Source organism: Puniceicoccaceae bacterium (genome assembly GCA_040224245.1).
GTDB lineage: Bacteria > Verrucomicrobiota > Verrucomicrobiia > Opitutales > JAFGAQ01 > JAKSBQ01.
This window is the reverse complement of record JBEGIR010000044.1, coordinates 69,170-85,468: the sequence shown is the minus strand read 5'-3', so window position 1 is coordinate 85,468 and position 16,299 is coordinate 69,170. Positions and strand designations below refer to the sequence as shown.

The window sequence follows — 16,299 nt, the reverse complement described above, 5'->3', positions numbered from 1 at the left end:
ATGGCGATGACATCGACGGAATTGCTCGAAGAGGGCATGGAACTGCAGTCTCCGGTGAAGAATCATCAGGGGCAGGTGCTGTTTGGGATGGGACACCAGCTCAAAGGCAAGCACATTGACATGCTCATGGCCTGGGGCATCACGGAAGTGGATGTGAAGGTGGAGGAAGGCAGCGAATCTGCTCGTCGCTACCAGGAGGCACTGGAGCGTGCGGAGCAGAAACTGCTGCCCCGCTTCAAGCGATGCAATCCGGAGGATGCTGTCGTGAAAGAAATGCTTCGCTATGTGGCGGAATTGCAGGTGGAAGCTGAAATGAAAGGGATGTCATGAATGGAATGCCCGGAGCGATCGAATTGATCCGCAATCTGCCAGCTCTGAGTTCGTTACCGGCGGTGATCGAGGAGCTGGAGCGGGCGCTCGACAAAGGGGATGCGTCCATGGATGACCTCGGGGAGATTGTGAAAAAGGATACGGATCTCACGGCCCGACTCTTGCGATTGGCGAACAGCAGCTTCTACGGCTTTCCCAAAGGAGTGGAGAGCGTGGGGGAGGCACTCTCCCTGATCGGTATTGAACAAATGAAGCAGCTGCTCAGTGGCAGTTCGGTGATCGAATATTTCAAGGACATTCCTTCGGATACGGTCAACATGCGCTCCTTTTGGGAACACTCCATCGCAACCGGCATTGCGGCCAAGGTCATCGCGGTACAGCGGCGTGCACCAAATCCGGAGCTGTATTTTGTATCGGGACTGATTCACGACATTGGACGCCTCGTGTTCTATCTGCGCATTCCCGAACAGACTGCACAGATGCTGGAGCAGTATGATCGTGATGATCAAAAACCGCTGTATGAATGGGAGCAGGCCACTTTTGGCTACGATCATGGCAAGGTGGGTGGTGCACTGCTGCGCAAATGGGATTTTCCGACCTCACTGGTCGAGGCTGTCACACATCACCACCGACCTGCCTACGCGGATCTCTACTTTGCAGAGGCGTCCGTGATTCATCTCGCGGATTTTGTGGTGCATGCGCTTGGCATTGGAAATAGTGGGGAACGCCTGGCTCCACCTTTTGATACTGGGGCCTGGCAACGCTTGGATTTACCGCATACGGCCTTGCGCGTGACCGTGCGCGAGACCGCAAAGCAGTATGCGGACGTTGTTTCGCTGTTCATGAGCCACTAGGCAATACGGAGGAGCGTAATGATGAGCGAATTGGGAAGGAGGGCGAGTTTCATCGACCGGGGGTTGCACGAGTTGCAGGAGGCACCCGAACTCAGCCGTCACCTGTTGTTGGTACTGGCATCGCTCGAAAAATTTCAGAAAGAGGTGCAGGATTGCAAGAGCCGGGAGGAGGCATTGGCAAAGATGCTGCAGTTCATGGAGGGGTGGGATGTGTTTCACTCCACTGCATTCTATCTGGTGGATGAGACGATGGAATTTCAGCTCTACCTGCCCTCGGATCCCGCAATGAAGCATGAGTTGGATGTGTTCATGCAAAGGCAGATTCAGGCAGGGAAATTTGCGTGGGCACTGCAGCAGAATCGCGAGATATTGGTTGAAGTGCCAGCGGGATTGCCGGGTAAGCAGGCCGTTTTGCATGGCATGAGCACGCGCAATACGACATTGGGGGTGTTTGTCGGGTTCCTCAAGCACGGTTCATCCAATCTGCGAAGCAGTTTTCTGAAGGTGCTTTCCATCATGATCGATGCTGTGGTGTATGTCGTCGAAAACCACAACCTGCTCGAGGAGCTGACACTCTACAATCAGCGTCTCGAGAAGGTGGTGGATGCGCGCACACAGGAGCTTCGCTTTGCCAATGAGAACCTGAATCAGAGCAACGCCGAACTTAAAAAACTCAACGAAAAGAAAAGTGAATTTCTGGGCATTGCTGCCCATGATCTCAAAAACCCGCTCAGCGGTATCATCGGACTGAGTGAACTCATCAAAGACCACCTTCCTCCCGATGACAATCAAAAGACTGGCAATCTGGAGTCCGCACAGGAGATGCTGCACTACATCCACGAATCCGCCACTCAAATGGTGGACACACTGAATGAACTGATGAATTCCGAGATCATTGAGTCGGGACACATGCAGTTGGATCGGGTGGATCTGGATCTGGGTGACCTTGTGCAAAAGGTGGTGTCGATCAACCATGCACAGGCGCATGGCAAACGCATTCGCATCCACGTCGAAACCGAGTCAGGTGTTATCGCATATGCAGATGCCCTGCGCATGCACGAAGCCGTCGACAATCTGGTTTCCAACGCGATCAAATATTCCCCTCCAGATCGTGAAGTCTGGGTGCGGTTGAAGGGACCGGGTGAAGCAGACGGAAAACCGCTCAAGGCGGTATTTTCGGTTACCGATCAGGGACCCGGACTGACGGAAGAGGATAAGCAGAAGCTTTTTGGTCGCTTTCAGAAACTCTCTGCACGTCCCACTGGTGGAGAATCCTCCACGGGTCTTGGGCTGAGCATCGTCAAGAACCTGATCGAACTGCACGATGGCACCGTTTGGGTCGAGAGTGAGGCTGGCAAGGGCGCAACCTTCGCCTTTCAAATACCGCTGACCCGGGGCAGGTAGTCCGATCTGTCAACTCAGATGGACGGGGAAAAGGGGTCGCGCCGCTCGGATTCCACTGCGACAACTGGTGCGGCGACGACACTGCGCGTATTGCGTGTGCGCAGATTGGGCTGCGTGGCCGAGAAGCGGGTTTCACGCCAGATGATGAGCATGCCCGATGCCACCGTGATGGCGGACCCAATGAGGATCCAGCGGTCAATGGATTCTCCGAAAAACGTGATACCGAAAAAGTTGGCCCAAATGAGTTGACTGTATTGCATGGGTGCAATCGTTGCTGCCGGAGCATGACGAAATGCTTGAAGGATGGTTGACTGACCGATCAAACCCAGCAGTCCGATGCCAAACATCAGCAGCAGGTCCTGCAGTGGCATCGGTTGATACACAAACAGTGTGGCAATCCCGCAAACCGCAATGGTGGTCAGGATCGGATAGAGAATCATGGTGGAGCGGTTTTCGATGGCGCTGACCTTGCGTGCGACGATGGCACCCCCCGCACCGCAGCAGGCGGCACAGAATCCAAACAGATGTCCCCATTGCAGGCTTTGCGGACTGGGGCGAAGCACGATTAAAATGCCTGCAAGACCCACCAGAATAGCGGTCCAGCGGATCAGGTGTACACGCTCCCCAAGCACGGGAATAGCAACAATCGTGACGATGAGCGGAGTCAGGAACAACAGCACATACACCTGCACCATTGGCAGTTGTTTGAAGGCGGAAAACGCAAAGACCAGAGAGCCGACTCCAAAACACGAGCGAGCGGTTACCCAGCCGGGTTTGACGGGGCGCAGTGAGACCGGATTTGGGTCGCGAAGGCGTGAAAGCGAAAACGGAACAAGTCCGAACAGCATCGCAAAGAAAATGATTTGAAAGATGGAATAGTCACGCAGCACCTTCACCAAAGCGTCATGGCTGGAGTAAGCGGCGTAGGCGAGCAGGCTCCAGAAAAATCCTTTGAGCATGCTCGATGGTGAATCTGTGGAGTCCGAATTCTGCATGGAATGGTGACGGGTGTTCGGGGCGGTCGGGATGCTTTGGATTTCAGTGGCAAATGGGCGTCGATGCAAGCTGCGAAAACAGCGGGTAACACTCGAGGGCAAGGTAGCGGGAGCTTCCAGCTCGCGCCGCAGTTCAAGTGCAGTTCAGCGGTGGCTGGGCTGGTGGCTGAACGTTTTTTCGACGGTGACGGAACGCGAGCTGGAAGCTCCCGCTACCTTGGTTGGAACGCGAGCTGGAAGCTCCCGCTACTTTGGTTGGAACGCGAGCTGGAAGCTCCCGCTACCTTGGTGGAACGCGAGCTGGAAGCTCCCGCTACTTTGGTTGGAACGTGGGTTGGAAGCTCCCACTACCTTGGGGTTGCGTTGTATGGCCACAAGAGCGTGTTCGGCGTGATTTCCGGGTCCAGAACTTCATCGTATCCCGCCAAATCCGAAAATCTCCGGTTGACAGTTTTTTTGTGTCGGGTTTGCATGGGTATTCATCCTTAGGGGCGACCTGGCATGGGTCTGAGATACTACCTTTTCGCGAAAGCGGCACAGTAGCGGTCCCTTCGAACCTGATCCGGTTGACACCGGCGTAGGAAAAGGAACGGATCCAATCACATCTGAGCGATTCGCTTTTCACCGCCTTGGGCCGGATCTCAAAGCGAACCCGATTGAGATCCATATGAAAGCAAAGATCATGAAAAATCTGGTGGCGGGAGTGACATCCCTGCTGCTCACGACTGCACCCCTGCGTGCGGTCGAATCCGATGCCATCATCGACCTGCCCGTGACCGTAGTCACGGGTGAACTCTGGCAGTCCGAACTGCAACAGACCACTGCAAGTGTGTCAGTGGTGGGTGCTTCCACACTGGTGAGTCCGACCTACCAGCACCTGGAGGACCTGACCACCGCTCTGCCAAACCTAACTACAACCGGAGGCAGTTCCCGTGCCCGCTATTTTCAGGTGCGCGGCATTGGTGAAAACTCCCAGTTTGAAGGGGAAACTCCCGATGCGGCGGTTGCGTTGCTGGTGGATGACCTCGATTTTACTGGGCTTGGCAGCATCGGTACGCTGCTGGACGTGCGGCAGGTGGAGCTGCTGCGGGGTCCACAGGCAGGTGCCTTCGGTGCCAATGCAGCCGGGGGGGTGATCCGCATCGTTTCCGAAGACCCGACACCCTTTTGGTCGGGATATGCCCAGGGGACGGTCGGCTCAGATGGGCTGGCGAGTGGTGCGGTCGCGGTGGGCGGTCCGCTGAGTGAGGCCCAGCCGGAAGTTCTGAGCTTTCGCGTTGCCCTGCAAAAGCTGCGACACGATGGATACCACACCAACCGGGTGACGGGCCGCGACGACACCAATGAACGGGACGAGCGACAGGCGCGCCTGAAACTGCGCTGGAAACCAACAGAGCGCTGGCAGTGGGATGCCACACTGTTTGCGGCGGACATGGACAATGGCTACGACGTGTTCTCCATGGACCATCGAGCCTTTGAGACTGCGTCGGACGAACCCGGACGCGATGAACAGGAATCGAGGGGTGCGAGTCTCAAGGGACAGTTTCACGCCAGTGATCGACTGACCGTGACCAGCAAATCCGCATGGATGCAGAGTGACTCGCTCTACAGCTACGATGCGGACTGGACCGATGCTTCCTATGCCGGATTTCTGGCCACGTGGAGGGACCGCAAGGTGCTGACCCAGGAGCTTCGGCTCGATTGGGATGCGCGCTCGGCACTGCGCTGGACCGCCGGAGTCTATGTGCAAACTCTGGATGAAGACACGGACGTGCTCTACCGCGATGGAGACCCCACTGGGGGGCCATGGGACTATGGCCAGGTGGATGTGAATTCGGCATATGCGACCGACACGGTTGCACTGTTTGGCCAAATGCGCTTGGAGTGGACGGAGGCCACGCGATTGGTTCTGGGGCTACGTCATGAGTGGCATGATGTGGATTTTGACTCACAGGCGGCGGAGCAAGGCTATTATCAGGATTACGTCTTTTCCGGCAGCAGTAGGCAGGACGGTGCGCTGATCGGTGGGAAACTCACCCTTGAGCACAACCTCGATGCCAGTACATTGTTGTTTGCGAGTCTGGCGCGCGGATACAAAGCTGCTGGTGCCAACAGTGCGACCTTTACCACACCCGAGCTGCCACTGGTGTATGATTCGGAAGAGCTTTGGAATGTGGAACTCGGACTGCGCTCGTGGTTGCAGGAGGAACGCCTGTCGGTCCAGCTGACGGGATTCTACCTCTTGCGCAAGGATGCGCAGCTGCGGGATTCTGTGGGTGCCGGAGGTTTTTTCCGTTACCTGACGGTTAACGGAGAGGACGCCCGGCACTTTGGAATGGAGGCAGAACTGCAGTGGAAACTGTCCCGCCACTGGGATCTGGTGGCAGGCCTCAGCCTGCTTGACGCCGAGCGGGATGGCTATACTGATCCGGGAGGATGGGTGCCCGAGCGCAAGCTCGCCAACGCACCCTCCTGGCAATACCACCTGAACCTTTCCTACCAAGCGGAATCGGGGGTATTTGGGAGCGTGTTCTGGAGTGCACGCGACTCCTACTACGAATCGAATAGCCACACGGAAAAGCGGGATGCGATGCAGCTCCTGCATGCAACTGTTGGTTATCGTTTGGGGAACTGGGAATGGAGTCTCTGGGGCAAGAACCTGCTGGACAAGCAGTACGCCAGCCGTGTGTTTTACTTCGACAACGGTGAGGGTGACCAGCGCTACGAAGCCCTTGCGGATCCACTACAGATCGGCACCACGCTGCGCTACCGGTTTTAGCATGCTTTGATCATGCCTGAGGGGAGCTTGCCTTTCCTCAGGCTGCTGTCTTGCTGGAAATCCGACATTCTCCTCCGGTTGTATCGGATGGCGACGGAACATCATCTTTGTAGCGGAATTTGGGAAAATTCCGACACATTGAAGTTTGCTGAAAAATGGATGCCGTTCTCCTCTCGTTGCGTCGGGATGGCGCCGGAGCATTATTTTTGTAGCGGAATTTGGAAAAATTCCGACAGGCAGAAGTGGAAAAAAGCACTTGGTTTGCCATCCTTGTTTCTCTGATCTGACTGTCCATTGCGACTCGCAGTTGGCGGGTTGCAGAGTTTACGGTGGCATGGTGGATTTAGTGTTGATACCCCACATGAAATTCGACCTGTCAGGACCTTGGAAAGTGAAACTCGATCCGCAGAACTGCGGTGAAACGGAAGCCTGGTATGCCGCTCCCCTTGAAACGGATGTGAGTGCGGATCTGCCCGGGACGGTTGCGGAGGCGGGGCTTGGCGATGTGCCGGATCTGGAAACGCAGTGGACGGGAAGCATTTACGACAGATCATGGTTTCACGAACCGGAGCTGGAATCCTATCGCAACACCAAGCCCCCGCACTTTCCGTTTTGGCTGACTCCGCTTCGGCGCTATGTAGGTGTAGCGTGGTATGAGCGGGAGGTCGAGATACCCGAGTCCTGTGTTGGACGCTCTTTTGTGATCGAACTGGAGCGACCGCATTGGCAGACATCGCTCTGGATCGATGGAGAGCTGCTTGGCAGTGGGGAGAGCCTGTCGGTTCCACATTACGTTGAGCATGCGGGGCTGAAAGCACCTGGTCGACATCGATTGACGCTTCGTGTGGACAATGCGATTCGGGAGATTCATCCCGGACAGGATGCCCACAGCATTTCAGATCACACTCAGGGGAACTGGAATGGTGTGATTGGACAAATGCAGCTTCGGTTTGTGAATGCAGTTGAGATTCAGTCAGTACAGCTGAGACCGGACTGGCAGCGCAACCGACTCTGTGTGAGAGGCCTGCTGACGTGCGAGCAGGCGATTCGCGGCAGTTTGTCTGTGAAACTGCAACCTGCGGGAAAGCCCACTTCGGCGGTGCGCTCGGTGCAGGCCAGTGTGGCGACGCAAGCGATGGATCATCGGTTTGAACTCGAACTGGATCTTGAGGGCGTTGAACGGTGGGATGAATTTCACCCCATCCTGCATGAAGTGAGCATCGTGTTCCGTTCGAGCAGTGGTGTGGAAGTGGTGTGGTGTGAGCAACATGGATTTCGTGACTTTGGAGTGCGGGGTACACGTTTTGCGGTGAATGCACGTGCGCTGTTTCTGCGAGGGAATGTGGACTGCTGCGTGTTTCCGAAGACAGGATACCCACCAATGGACGTGGAAGCGTGGATGCGATATTTTCGAATCCTCGGAGAGCAGGGATTCAATCACGTTCGCTTTCATTCCTGGTGTCCTCCAGAGGCGGCATTTGCGGCAGCGGATCAATGTGGTTTTTACCTGCAGGTTGAAGCACCGACGTGGCCCAATCACGGCGTATCCATCGGACAGGGCGATCCCATCGACGGGTTCATCTATCGCGAAACCGAGCGCCTGCTCGAACAGTATGGCAACCACGCTTCACTGTGCATGGTTGCTTCGGGCAATGAACCCTTTGGTGCCCGGCAGGTTTCTTTTCTGGCCGAGTATGTGCGGCACTTTCGGGAGCGGGATGATCGACAGCTCTATACCGGTGCTTCGGTGGGCACGAAGTGGCCGATGGTCAGAGAGTCGGATTTCATCGTGCACAGCAAACCGCGCGGACTGCCGTTCGAGGCTGAACGACCGCACAGCCTCTTTGATTATCGAGAGCAGATTGCGGGTCATGCGCAGCCCTTTGTCTCACACGAAATGGGGCAGTTTTGTGTCTTTCCGGATTTTGAGGAAATTGCGCAGTACAGTGGCCTGTTGAAGGCCAAAAATCTTGAAATGTTCCGCGAGTGCTTCCTCCAACAGTTTGACGCTGCGACTGCGCGCCGCTTTCTGCAGGCATCGGGGCAGTTGCAGCTGCTCTGCTATCGCGCGGAGGTGGAGGCTGCCCTGCGCACGCCTGGACTGGCGGGAATCCAATTGCTTGGGGCGAACGATTTTCCCGGGCAGGGTACGGCGTTGGTGGGGTGGTTGAACGCATTCTACGAGCGCAAACCCTATGTGGACACCGGGGCAGTGCGAAGGTGGCTGGGTCCTGTCACGATTTTGGCGCGCACCCCTGGTTTTGTGGGGTGTGAAGGTGAGACACTGTGGTGGGAGATTGAAGTTGCAAATTTCTCAGATGCGGACTTGACCCTTGCGTTGCTCGAGTGGGAATTGGTCGAGTGTGGTACTGACGGGGATCAGCGAATTGAAGCGGGATCGTTCATCTGCCCGGAAATTCCATGCGGGAGTGTGAGTTTTTTGGGAAGGGTCAGTCACACGCTGACTCAAATCTCAAGTGCGCGGAAATGGATGTTTCGGGTTCGGGTGGCAGACATTTCGAATGAATGGCCGCTGTGGGTATTTCCGCGTCCGAATGCCCTCAATATTCCGGATACGATCCACATCGCCCACACCTGGGATATCGCTCTGCAGCATGCGTTGGATGAGGGAAAGGATGTATTGGTGCTTGCAGCCGATGCGATCCAGAATGGTCGGGAGGTTGCCCAGTATTTTCGCCCTGCATTTTGGAATACCTCGTGGTTTCAGATGGCACCGCCGCACACCCTGGGGTTGCACATCGACCCTACCCATCCTGTCTTTGATGGGTTTCCGACGGAGGACCACAGCGACTACCAGTGGTGGGAGTTGGTGCAGGATCAGCCAGTCGCCAACCTCGAGTTTTTCCCAAAGGAGCTGCAACCCATCGTGCAGCCGATCGACACCTGGTTCATCAACCGAAAACTGGGGCTGTTGTTCGAGTTCCGGATCGGGAAGAGCCGTGTGATGGTCTGCACGGCGAAGCTGGATGCGGAAGATCCCAGTCGGCCTGTGGCGGCACAGTTGTACCGCAGTCTGATTCATTACATGAGCGGAGCACACTTCCAGCCCAGGCTGAGCGTGCAGGCATCGGTTCTGGCAGAACTGTTTGAATGCAAAGCGCGCAAGCAATACGACGTGGGGACCGACGAAAAACCTGAGGAGCTGATTCCTGAACTACCAGCGGAAGCACCCTGATGTTTTGGGAGGAAGTCGGAAAGCCATTGCATCGCAAATGGTGCAGCGAGGCGGGAAAACGGGACAATCGTGGTTGCGCATGCGTTCTTCTTACTGTCTGATTCTACAGAAGTTGAGAGCTTGAAGCTTTGGGAGTTCATTATTTGCAGATTCAGGGATAGGAAAGGATCCCGAGCAATCGCTATACTGCATCTACCCTAATCTACCCAAAACTGACTTACCCCAGCTTTCGTGCGATCATCGTGAGACGGTGGGGTATGTCGTAACATTGGAAATCCTCGTTTGGGGAAGTCCGATTTAACTACAGTTCAATATGACATATCAACAAAGCATACTCCAAAAACGACGGACGACGTGGCGCAATTTGCTGCTATCTTCGTTCGTTTCCGTTGCGGTGCCTACTGTCGCAATGGCGCAGACGGATGAGTTGGAGGATGAGAACATCTATGTGCTCTCACCCTTCGAGATATCTGCATCGGAAAATGACATCGGGTATTACACCGAAAACACAACCGCAGGTAGCCGACTCAACACCAAGCTCAGCGACCTTGCTGCATCCATTACGGTGGTATCGCGGCAGCAGCTGGACGATACGGCATCGACTGACCTCAACGACGTGTTTCGCTATGAGCTGAATACGGAAGGTTCGGCAACCTACACTCCTTCGGTTCAGTCCCTGCGCAATGACGGTGTGGTCGATACCATTGCAGGTTTCACGCACGGTGGTTCGGGTTCTCCGCAGACCACGGTGACCGCAAACCGTATTCGTGGTATCGGAACTCCAGACCGCACGATTAACTATTACCTGTCCGTTGGTGGACTTCCGTTTGACTCCTACAACGTTCAGTCGCTGGAAATCAACCGCGGTCCGAACTCCATGATCTTTGGTCTGGGAAGTCCTGCGGGTATCGTGAACGTGAGCACAGCGAGTGCGTTCCTCGGAAAAGAATCTGCGACACTTGGGTTGCGTTTCGATGACCGTGGTTCGAACCGTGCGAGCATTTCGTTCAACAAACCCGTGCATGAGAAGGTGGCCATCTATGGTGCGTTTCTCTATGATGACAAACAGTTTGAGCGCAAACCATCCTATGATGAAACGACTCGTGCTTATGGTGCCATCACTTTCCAGCCGACCAAGTCGACCCGTCTGCGTTTCAATATTGAAAAGTACGACAACGACAACCGTCGTCCGAACAACCTGACCCCGCGCGACGGTGTCACAGAGTGGCGCAACGCAGGCATGCCGGTTTACGATCCCACGACACTCGAAGTATCGCTGCTGTCCACAGGTCAGAATCTCGGACCCTATGTGATGAGCGCCGATTCGATGCAGGCAGATCGCGTGCGCGACTGGATCATGGCGCAACCAGGATATGATGCGTCGCTGTGGAATGGAGACCAGACTCAGTATGCAGGTTATACCATCTTCGGTGAAGGCGCGCTGACCAACACATCATCCAGCCGCTATGTTCCCGGAATTGTATTTGCAAACAATGGTCGCCCGACCATGCAGATTCAGGACGGTCGCACTCAGAACTGGTTCACCGGTTTTGCAGGCCAGTACCGCACGACATACGGTACTGCAGAAAACCCGGCGGCAAATGCTCCTCTGTTCCCGACTACGGCTGACATTTATGCAAATGCAGCATCGGATCAGGTTTACAATCAGCGCTACACGGCTTCCAGTCTTTGGAGTGCACCTGCAGGAGTGGGCAGCTACCGCTACCCGGGCGTGACCGACAAGTCGATCTACAACTGGGAAAAGGTGAACGTCAACCAGATGAACTTTGGTAAGGATGAAGCACTCACCTACAACTTCGAATTCGACCAGGAAATTCTTCCTGAGCTGTTGAATATCAATGCGGGTTATTTCCATCAGGACTACGAATCGACCACAAACTACACGGTGGCTCAGCTCAACGTGACGACGCTGTTTGTGGACACCAACGTTCGCCTGCCGGACGGTCGCATGAATCCCTACCTGGGAACTCCGTATGTGGAAGACTTCGACCCCGACCAGTTCTTCAACAAGACGACCAACGACCACTATCGTTTCATGGTCGCCTTCACGCCTGACTTCACTGACAAGGATGGCTGGATGGGTTGGCTTGGACGCCATCAGCTTGTAGGCATGGCATCCCGCTTTGACTCCATGCATCAGTTCGAGCGTCGTCGCTGGAACTTTGTTGCCGGAGATGAAGTCGCCAATGGAACCATTCGTTTTCTGAAGAATCCCAACAACGATGCGAACGGCAACCCGACGGGCTGGAACTACCAGAACACGGGAATCCGTCGTGCCTACTATCTGGCAAATCCCGGAGATCCGAATGGCAAGGTCACACGGGGTTCGGGTGAGTGGAACTATGACCGCTACACCGGAAACATCACGACCTACAACTACGGCACCAACCAGTGGGAAGACATCAGCATGACGCAGGAGTACAATCTGCATGAAGCAACGACATCCCGCAACGAGCGTCGTATCGACACGGTCAAGGCAGGTCTTACCAGTTATCTCTGGAATGAGCGCCTGATCACAACACTTGGGGTGAGTAAGGATAAATACCGTGCTCGTGCAACCACCGCTGGTGCCATCACGCACCCGGACGGAAGCGTTACCCCGGGCATGACTAACCAGGAAAAATGGGTGGATGGCCGTTTCCAGAAGGACGTATTGTTCAACCGTTGGAATGTATGGGATGAACTCGAAGGAACCACGCGCACAGCGGGTGCAGTTCTTTATCCCTTCCGCAACTGGAACTCGATCGAAAACAACGCTGCTAACGGCGATGGATTTGCGCAGTTCCTTCAGGGCCTCGGATTCTTCTACAACAAATCCGACAACTTCAATCCTCCAACTGCAGCGCAGGTGGATGGATTTGGAAAGCCGCTGCCCAAGCCGACTGGTGAGGGCGAGGACTACGGTGTGCAGGTGACCATGCTGGATGGCAAGCTCTATGCCCGTTTGACCTTCTTCAAGGCTACAAACGAAAATGAACGCACCAATCCGGGAACCTCGATCAGCCGTCTGGTGGGCAATGTGGACACCACGTTGTTCCGCAACTGGGCACGCACGATCGCCCTCATCAACATGGGTCGCGATCCGACAACGCAAGATTGGGACGTGGTTGCACCGGAAGAAGAAGCAGCGCTTGAGTCTGCTATCTCCGAAATCTGGGGTCAGGATCATGACTACTATGACAACCTTCCTGGTCAAATCTACGCAACGCGTTCGGCTGAAGCTGAGGGGGTAGAACTCTCGGTCAGCTACAACCCGATTCGCAACTGGACGATCAAGGTGACTGCAAGTCAGCAGGAAACCAAGTACAGCAACGTATTGAAGGAATTCGATGCGTGGTATGCACACCGTTCACCTGTTTGGAACAATGCACGTGCCAGTGACTACCTGCTGCCGCAGTATCAGAATTTCACTTCTTACACCATGTTCAGTGGTCGTGAGGTGAACCTCGATACTTTCTGGACCAGTTATGGATATCGTCCGGAAGCTCGTTTGGATGATCCATGGGGCAACTACAATGCGCAGCTCTACTACGACAGTGTGGTGACTCCGCAGTACGCGATTGCCAGCGATCTTGAAGGTCAGGTGGCTCCAGGACAGCGCAAGAATCGCTTCAACATCATCACCAACTACGCGTTTGAAGAAGGCAAGCTCGCTGGATTCAATGTGGGGGGTGCTGTTCGCTGGGAAGACGAAGCTGTCATTGGTTACTATGGACGTCCGAATCCGGGCAGTGGTTCCGATGATCTGGTGCTTTCTGACGTGAATCGTCCGATCTATGACAGTGCCAACACCTATACCGACCTGTGGTTGGGTTACCGCACGAGGATCTGGAATGACAAGGTGGGCATGAAGCTCCAGCTGAATATTGTGAACGCTCTGGAAAGCGGTGAGCTGCGTGTGGTTGGTGTGAACTATGATGGTTCACCCAATGCCTTCCGTATCATCGATCCGCGCCAGTTCATTCTCAGCGCGACCTTCGAATTCTGATCGACGAATTGATTTTGGCATTGCTAAGTTTTGCCAGTTGATTCCATAAACCCCGCTCACCCGAGCGGGGTTTTTTTGATCTCCTGGAAGCCTTCGGCTGAGTTCCAACATCATCAGATCAACATTCCCACTCTTCTTTGGAGCGGAATTTGTGAAAATTTCGAGCGTTCGCGCGGGAAGTGCGAGTTTATGCGGTTTCGAACGTTGAGGCGGCCTCCGGCGAGCGGAGGCCCTACGGAAGGCGTCCGCAACTGTTGCTTCGTAGCGGAATTTGTGAAAATTTCGACTATCAACGCGCTACCACTCCCTCACAAGCCAGTGCTGCAGATCCCGGTCGTTGCGCAGCACGGTAGCTTACTGATACTCCCGGGCGAGCAGTGTGCGGAAGTCGGCTTGTGCAAAGCGCTCGCAGTGCAGCAGCACGCGCGCCCGGTGTTCGGGAGAACGTACAAGCCTACCCAGTGCCTGATTGACCTTGGTCATGCCGGGAATCTGGTAGGCGTTGCGAAATCCCTGCCTTGCGTCTGTGTTGGCGTTTGCACGGGCCTCCTGTACCGGGTTGAATTCCGGCAGAGCGGGTGAGACGACCATCACATTCTCCACGCGCCCTCCGAGCAGGTCAATGCCCTCGCTCAGGCTGCTGCCAAGTGGCAGACAGAGGATGTCATGTTGTGGGAGGGCACGGTCGATGTGTTCGAACAAATCGTCTCCGGAAAGTCCGGGTTCCAGCGCAAAGACACGCAGTTCGGGAGCGATGACTTCCAGGTAGCGGGCAATGGCCTCAGCGTAGCGGTAGGAAGGAAAGAAGCAGATCACAGGACCGAGCGACGAGCGGGCATACTGTTCGAGAGTTTGCGCGGTGCAGTGGTAGTGACCTTCCCGCTTGCGGTAGGAGGTGTTCACACGGGTATCAATTGCCACCTGATAACACGCATTGCGCCATTCACTTGCAGCGTGAAGACGATGCAAATCCTGTTCCTGCCATCCGAGTTCCTGGGCAAAGACCTGCATGGGTGGAAAGGTGGCTGTCATGAACAGTATGACGGGAACCGTTTCGAGCGTTGATCGTAAAATTGCGGAGGCATTGATGCAGCTGAGATTGAGGGAACCGTGACGCGATGACCAGGGAAGCAGTTCGAGTTGCTCGTTGTGGAGGGATTGCCAGGCCAGTTCGAGCTGCCAAATCGGTTCCCACAGCAGCTCAGGCAGGTTTGCAACCCAGCGGCCGTGGTCGCACAGGTGACGGTGCACGGATTCGAGTAGGTCGAGCAAATGGTAGCGCTGGGTGGTATCGAGAGTTTGATCATCGCTCAAACCATCCACGAAGCGGGCGAGTGCGTTGAGGGCAGCTGGAAAAGATCGCGGCGAACGAAGATCGTTCAACGCGGTTGCGATTTGTTGGCAGCGATAACTGGAAATCTGCACTGAAAAATTGGCACAGGTTCGCTCGTGCAGATTGTGCGCTTCGTCAATGATGAGCAGCGTGCGAGTGGGATCAAATCCGGGGAGACTCTCCAGCAGATTGCGTGCGCTGGGGGCGAAGAGATAGTTGTAGTCTGCGATCCAGAATTCGCTCTGTGCCAGGGCACTTTGGGAGACCAGGCGCGGACATATCTGATAACTGCTCGCACAGAGTCCGATGGATTCCATGTCGGGGGACCCTCCACGCAGCAGTTCTTCCACTCTTGGGAAGGGCAGGTAACTGAGCAAAGCGGGATGTTCGTCAGTTGTGCGATTCTGACAGGGACAAACCGGGTGTGGACAGATGCGGTGGTGTTCCACCTGGTTTCGCAGTTGAAAAAACCGAAGACCCGGACTGTCGGATTGGAAACGATTCAGTTCCTGAACCACCTGTTGTTGTCCGGTATTTTTTCCCGTCAGGTAAATCACACGGTTGACCTGTTGCTGTTGCAGTGCCTGCAACGCCCACTCGATCGCGATGCTGGTTTTGCCAAATCCGGTAGCGGCTTCGAGTGTGATGCGACGCTTGGCTGCGGGTGCTGTTGGGGTAGAGTTGGAAGATAGGCAAGCGAACAATTGTTCACGGATCGGTATTTGATCATCGCGAAACTGAGCAAACGCCTGCGGCACGATCAGGTGGCGGATGCGTTCGTCCGCCAGACGCTGACCCTCAAGAAAATCCACCCAGGTGTCGAGTCGGAGTTTGAGTATCAATTCGGGTGGTTCGGGCAGTTGAACAGACTGTCGAATCCCTGTGTCGATGTGCAGCAGCAGCAACTCGGCTTCGATGGGAAGGGTTGGCGCTGGCATGCATTCGGGCAGTAGCAACTCGTAGCATGCAAGTTGTTCGAGGTAATCGGAATAGCGTTCGCGCAAGGTTTCGAGAGGGATGGGAAGCAGGTGCTGGGTGGTTTTGATTTCGCGCAGTAACAAATGGTCGGACTCCTGAATGAGCTGATCGATGCGCCCAGACAGTTGAAAAGTCCATCCGGCATGCATGATTTGCCCTTCGAGACTCACCTCAGCGCGTGCCTGTTCGCCATATTGCCGGGCAGTTTCCTGCCAGAGCTGCTGATGCCACTGTTGTCCCAGCGCGGTGCGCCAGTTTCCGAGGTTTTGCAGTGGCGTCGCCGGATAACTGCTCTGCGCGAAGGAGACGAAGTTGCGAATGCCGATGCGCAGGAGGCGTTTTGTGTAGTCGATTTGCATGAAGCGGTGGCTTCTTCCGTTGTGTTCAATTCGGAGGAATCGGCGAACTTAAAAACGGGAAT

Annotated in this window: 8 protein-coding genes and 1 riboswitch; of the genes, 6 read left to right on the top strand and 2 right to left on the bottom strand. The window is 55.2% G+C overall.

The window, feature by feature from the left end:
• Positions 1 to 6: 6 nt before the first annotated feature.
• The 3 genes from ABQ298_07515 to ABQ298_07505 are packed head-to-tail and all read left to right on the top strand — an operon-like array spanning position 7 to position 2,588.
• The gene (locus ABQ298_07515; GenBank protein ID MEQ9824216.1) at positions 7 to 330 is read left to right on the top strand and encodes a hypothetical protein; all 324 of its coding nucleotides are present in this window, start codon (positions 7 to 9) and stop codon (positions 328 to 330) included.
• Positions 327 to 1,184, top strand: a complete 858-nt coding sequence (locus ABQ298_07510; GenBank protein ID MEQ9824215.1) for an HDOD domain-containing protein — start codon at positions 327 to 329, stop codon at positions 1,182 to 1,184. The genes ABQ298_07515 and ABQ298_07510 overlap by 4 nt, the downstream gene beginning before the upstream one ends.
• Positions 1,185 to 1,202: 18 nt before the next feature.
• Positions 1,203 to 2,588, top strand: a complete 1,386-nt coding sequence (locus ABQ298_07505) for a HAMP domain-containing sensor histidine kinase (protein MEQ9824214.1) — start codon at positions 1,203 to 1,205, stop codon at positions 2,586 to 2,588.
• 14 nt (positions 2,589 to 2,602) lie between these two features.
• On the opposite strand, the gene ABQ298_07500 is transcribed toward ABQ298_07505, so the two are convergent.
• Entirely contained in the window at positions 2,603 to 3,547 is a 945-nt protein-coding gene (locus ABQ298_07500) for a DMT family transporter (protein ID MEQ9824213.1), read from the bottom strand.
• A 513-nt stretch (positions 3,548 to 4,060) separates the two neighbouring features.
• Positions 4,061 to 4,184: riboswitch (TPP riboswitch) on the top strand.
• Positions 4,185 to 4,250: 66 nt separating this feature from the next.
• Here ABQ298_07500 and ABQ298_07495 point away from each other — a divergent pair.
• The 3 genes from ABQ298_07495 to ABQ298_07485 all read left to right on the top strand — a co-directional run bounded on the left by ABQ298_07495 (position 4,251) and on the right by ABQ298_07485 (position 13,567).
• Positions 4,251 to 6,362 (top strand): TonB-dependent receptor, encoded by a 2,112-nt coding sequence (locus tag ABQ298_07495; protein ID MEQ9824212.1) that lies wholly within the window; start codon positions 4,251 to 4,253, stop codon positions 6,360 to 6,362.
• A gap of 361 nt (positions 6,363 to 6,723) precedes the next feature.
• Positions 6,724 to 9,558 carry a beta-glucuronidase gene (locus ABQ298_07490; protein MEQ9824211.1) on the top strand — a complete coding sequence of 945 codons (2,835 nt, stop codon included), beginning with the start codon at positions 6,724 to 6,726 and terminating at the stop codon, positions 9,556 to 9,558.
• 394 nt (positions 9,559 to 9,952) lie between these two features.
• A complete protein-coding gene (locus ABQ298_07485) occupies positions 9,953 to 13,567 on the top strand; it encodes a TonB-dependent receptor plug domain-containing protein (protein MEQ9824210.1) in 3,615 nt (1,204 codons plus the stop codon).
• 354 nt (positions 13,568 to 13,921) lie between these two features.
• Here ABQ298_07485 and ABQ298_07480 read toward each other — a convergent pair whose 3' ends face one another.
• A complete protein-coding gene (locus tag ABQ298_07480; GenBank protein MEQ9824209.1) occupies positions 13,922 to 16,237 on the bottom strand; it encodes a helicase C-terminal domain-containing protein in 2,316 nt (771 codons plus the stop codon).
• Positions 16,238 to 16,299: the final 62 nt, after the last annotated feature.